3 protein-coding genes are annotated in these 4,472 nt (G+C 58.1%); all 3 read left to right on the top strand.

Annotated features, from left to right (window positions below; genetic code table 11):
- On the top strand, positions 1–915 hold a 915-nt coding region (locus ACR652_RS00005), incomplete at its 5' end, for an NADH-quinone oxidoreductase subunit D (RefSeq protein WP_434504468.1).
- Between the two features lie 223 nt (positions 916–1,138).
- Positions 1,139–3,082, top strand: a complete 1,944-nt coding sequence (locus tag ACR652_RS00010) for an aconitate hydratase (RefSeq protein ID WP_434504469.1) — start codon at positions 1,139–1,141, stop codon at positions 3,080–3,082.
- Positions 3,083–3,385: 303 nt separating this feature from the next.
- Positions 3,386–4,369, top strand: coding sequence for a complex I NDUFA9 subunit family protein (locus ACR652_RS00015; protein ID WP_434504470.1), 984 nt, complete (start codon positions 3,386–3,388; stop codon positions 4,367–4,369).
- The last annotated feature ends 103 nt before the right edge of the window (positions 4,370–4,472 follow it).

Here is a 4,472-nt window from a genome sequence, read left to right on the forward strand (position 1 = left end):
CCTTGGCGCGCTCAACTGATACGCGTGCTCTTCTGCGAGATTGGGCGGCTGCTATCGCACCTTCTGAACATCACCACGCAGGCGTCAGACGTCGGAGCGCTCACGCCTAACCTGTGGGGGTTCGAGGAACGAGAGAAGCTCATGTGCTTCTATGAACGCGCGTCAGGGGCGCGTCTACACGCCAACTATTTTCGGGTCGGAGGCGTCCATCAGGATTTGCCGGAAGCGCTTTTGGAAGACATTTACGACTTTTGCGATCCCTTTCTCAAAGTCTGCGATGACCTTGACGGCATCCTTGGCGAGAATCGAATTTTCAAAGAGCGCAATGCAGGCATCGGCGAGATCACTCTCGATGAGGCATGGGCTCGGGGATTTTCCGGCGTCATGGTGCGAGCCAGCGGCGCGCCGTGGGATCTTCGCAAGACACAGCCTTATGAATGCTATGAGCAACTCGATTTCGACATTCCGGTGGGATCGCATGGCGACTGCTACGACCGCTATTGCGTGCGCATGGAAGAGATGCGTCAGTCCGTACGCATCATGAAGCAGTGCCTGGAAAAATTGCAATCCCCCGAGGGAATGGGTCCAATCCTGATCCAGGACCACAAGATCGCGCCGCCGAAGCGCTATGTGATGAAGCGCTCGATGGAGGCCATGATCGAGCAGTTCAAGCTTTATTCGGAAGGCCACCACGTGCCGGCCGGGGAGGTATACGCCTCGGTCGAAGCCCCCAAAGGCGAGTTCGGGGTCTATGTGGTTTCCGAAGGCGGCAACAAGCCCTACAGATGCAAGATCAGGGCCCCCTCCTTCGCCCATCTGCAGGCCATGGACCGCCTCGCAAACGGCCATATGCTGGCCGACGTCGCCGCGATCGTCGGCTCGCTCGACATCGTCTTTGGCGAAATCGACAGATAATCCCCCACGCCCTGCGTCCCTAGCTGGAAGGCGCTGAAGAAGGCGCATGAGGCGGGACGCTTTTCTGTGCAAATCCTGGGGGCGGGGAGGCTCCGGCGGGCCGGAGGTCCAACGTCACGCCTACGGTGGAGACCGCAATTTCGGCTCATCCACTGCCCATCGAGCAATACCGATCTATTTGAAGAGACGGAGGCGGTTCGCCTCAAACCAGCATCTTCCACAAATGGCCTTGAACATCGCAGAGAAGCTGATCGAACGACATCGCGTAAGCGGCGGCGGGAGAGTAGGCGCGCCGCTGGCATTACGGATTGACCAAACGCTCACCCAGGATGCGACCGGCACGCTTGCGATGCTGTCGCTCGAAGCCATGAAGTTGGACCGAGTGCGGACGGAAGTAAGCGTCCAATATGTCGATCACAACCTGTTGCAGATCGATAATTTGAATGCCGAGGACCATCTCTTCCTCGAAAGCGCCTGCCGGAAGTACGGGCTTTGGTACTCGCGACCTGGCAACGGCATTAGCCATGTCGTCCACATGGAACGCTTCGGCCGTCCCGGTAAGTCGCTGCTGGGCTCCGACAGTCATACGCCCGCGGCTGGGGCGCTTTGCATGCTGGCGATTGGCGCGGGTGGACTCGACGTCGCGCTTGCGATGGCTGGAGAAGCCTATTCGACATCCATGCCGGCGATATTGGGAGTGGAACTCAGCGGCTCACTGCCGGAATGGGTCAGCGCCAAGGATGTAATCCTCGAAATGCTGCGGCGCTACGGCGTTGCCGGCGGCGTTGGCAAAATCATCGAATACCATGGCGCTGGACTACGGAGCCTGACGGCGTGGGACAGGCATGTGATCGCCAATATGGGCGCGGAGCTCGGCGCCACCACATCGGTCTTTCCATCGGACGAGATGACGCAACGGTTTCTCGAGTCGCAAGGAAGAGGACAAGACTGGTGCGAACTGTCGGCCGACTCGGGCTGCAGCTATGATGAGCATGATCACATCGATCTCTCAAAACTCGAGCCACTCATCGCCAGGCCGTCGAGCCCCGGCAAGGTCGTCCCCATTCAGGAAGCGCAGGGCGAAGAGATTGCGCAGTCTTACATTGGCTCTTCCGCCAATCCGGGATGGAGGGACTTCGCCATCGCCGCGGAAATTGTTCGAGGCCAAACGGTCCCGTCCAGCGTCTCTTTCGATATAAACCCGACGTCGCGGCAAGTGCTGCAGATGCTGATCAACGATGGACGACTTGGCCTGCTCGTAGCTGCAGGCGCGCGCATTCACCAGACCGGATGCAATGGCTGCATCGGCATGGGGCAAGCGCCAGCGATCGGGCGCAATTCGCTGCGCACAACGCCTCGAAATTTCCCAGGGCGATCTGGTACGGAAGAAGATTCGGTTTTTTTATGTTCTCCGGAAACCGCGGCCGCCTCAGCGCTCCTCGGCAAAATTGCGGACCCGAGGACGCTGGCCATCCCCTATCCCGACCTCCAACAACCAGAGATTCCGCCTTTGTCGCCGTCACTGCTGGAGCCGCCGCTTCCGGTCGCACAAGCGCGAGATGTCGCTTTGGTGAAGGGAGCCAACATCACGTCATTGCCTGAACTCGATCCGCTTCCCGATGAATTGGAGTTGCCTGTGCTTCTCAAGATGGCGGACAACGTATCAACAGACGAGATTATGCCCGCCGGAGCGAAAGTGTTGCCTTATCGCTCTAACCTCCAGAAGATTGCCAGCTTTTCATTCGAACGCATTGACCCGACGTACGTCGATCGCGCTCGCGGCATCGGTCAAAAGACAGGCCATGCCGTTGTCGCCGGCAAGAACTATGGGCAAGGGTCCTCCCGCGAGCATGCCGCCGCGGCGCCCCGGTCTCTTGGTCTCAGGATCGTCGTCGCGAAGAGCTTCGCCCGCATCCATCGGCAAAACCTGATCAATTATGGAATTCTTCCGCTCCAGTTCGTTGAGCCAGGCGATTTTGATCGGCTAGAAGAGAACGCGACACTTTGGATCCAGCATTTGCGACAGAAGCTCGCAAGCGGCGAAGCGATCGTGTTGAATTCAGCCGGCGTTGCAATTGAGACGCAACACAGTCTGACGCCCCACCAAGTGGAAATCATCCTCGCCGGCGGCGTCATAAATCAGCGGGCCAGACAGCTTGCAAACTAATCGTTGGGGTCGGCTCTTCGATCCACGCAACGAAGAGAGTCAAAGCGGAGCACAGAGATGACTGAAACAGAGAAATTGGTGCGACATATCGAAACGCTAAGGGAGTCGATTAAAATAGACTGGGCCGATCTGAATTCCAACCCGCTCAGAGAGAAGGAGAGGGAAGATATCCGTTCCCATCTAGAGATTTGCCAAGCCGAACTTAAGAACCTTCTTGATCGATTGTTGGCGTCGGAGGACGGTAAGTCAGTTTAGAGCTGACGCTCTCGGCTCGCGCTGGCGCCTCGAGATCGGGTGAAGCCTATGACGAATGATGCGATGCAGATCGAACGGTCGGTCACGGTATTTGGCGGATCCGGCTTTATCGGACGCCACGTCGTCAAGGCGCTGCTCGACGACGATTGGCGGATCAAAATCGCATGCCGGCGCCCGGAGGTAGCGCGCGATCTGAAGTCGCTGCGGGGTCCCGGTCAGATTGATTTGATTAAGGCTGATTTACGCGATCCCGATAGCGTTGCTATCGCAGTCCATGGCGCGCGCGCGGTCGTCAATCTCGTCGGCATCTTGACTGAAAGTGGCGGTCAGACATTCGCGGCCGTGATGTCCGAAGGCGCGCGCGTTGTGGCTGAAGCGGCAGCCAAAGCAGGGGTCAGGCGTTTCGTGCATATTTCCGCGATTGGCGCACGCAAGAATTCGCCTTCCGCTTATGCCCGCGCCAAGGCCGAAGGCGAGGCGGCGGTGCGGGAACTCGTTCCAGAGGCGGTCATCTTTCGACCGTCGATCGTCTTTGGCCCGGAGGACGATTTTTTCAACCGTTTTGCCACGATGACCCGCTTCATGCCGATAGTACCTCTGGTCGGCGGCAATACTCGATTCCAACCGGTTTTCGTGGATGATATCGCGCAGGCGGTCGCCCTTGCCCTCGATGGTAAGGCGCCCCCCGGAGCAACTTACGAGCTGGGTGGGCCGGATGTGAAGACGTTCCGTGAATTGGTCCAGTATGTTTGCGACGTCTTAGGGCTCCAGCGTCAAATTGTCTCGCTCTCGTTCGGAATGGGTGCGCTCATGGCGAAAGCCACGCAAATCGCGAGCAAGGCGTCGTTTGGGCTATTTCCGAAAATCCTCTCCATGAGCACCGATCAGGTGGAACTGTTACGCTTCGATAACGTCGTCTCCGATGAAGCTAAGGCCGCTGGAACGACATTGGGAGGGCTTGGAATCGTTGCGCGCCCGATAGATGCAATCGTTCCGGCCTATCTCCACCGCGGCCGCATCGGTAGGCTCTGACTACGATTGTTAGCATCCAGTGCGAATTTAGCCTCCATTGAGCACGTGACCGGCGAAAATCTGAGCGCAGCGCTTCTTATAGATCCGGCACGAAAATATTTCG

Source organism: Methylocystis sp. (genome assembly GCF_051061225.1).
GTDB lineage: Bacteria > Pseudomonadota > Alphaproteobacteria > Rhizobiales > Beijerinckiaceae > Methylocystis.

Excerpts from the sequence above, each read along its gene's own strand:
- ACR652_RS00010 (WP_434504469.1), top strand. The coding sequence starts at position 1,139 with ATGGCCTTGAACATCGCAGAGAAGCTGATCGAACGACATCGCGTAAGC.
- ACR652_RS00015 (WP_434504470.1), top strand. The coding sequence starts at position 3,386 with ATGACGAATGATGCGATGCAGATCGAACGGTCGGTCACGGTATTTGGC.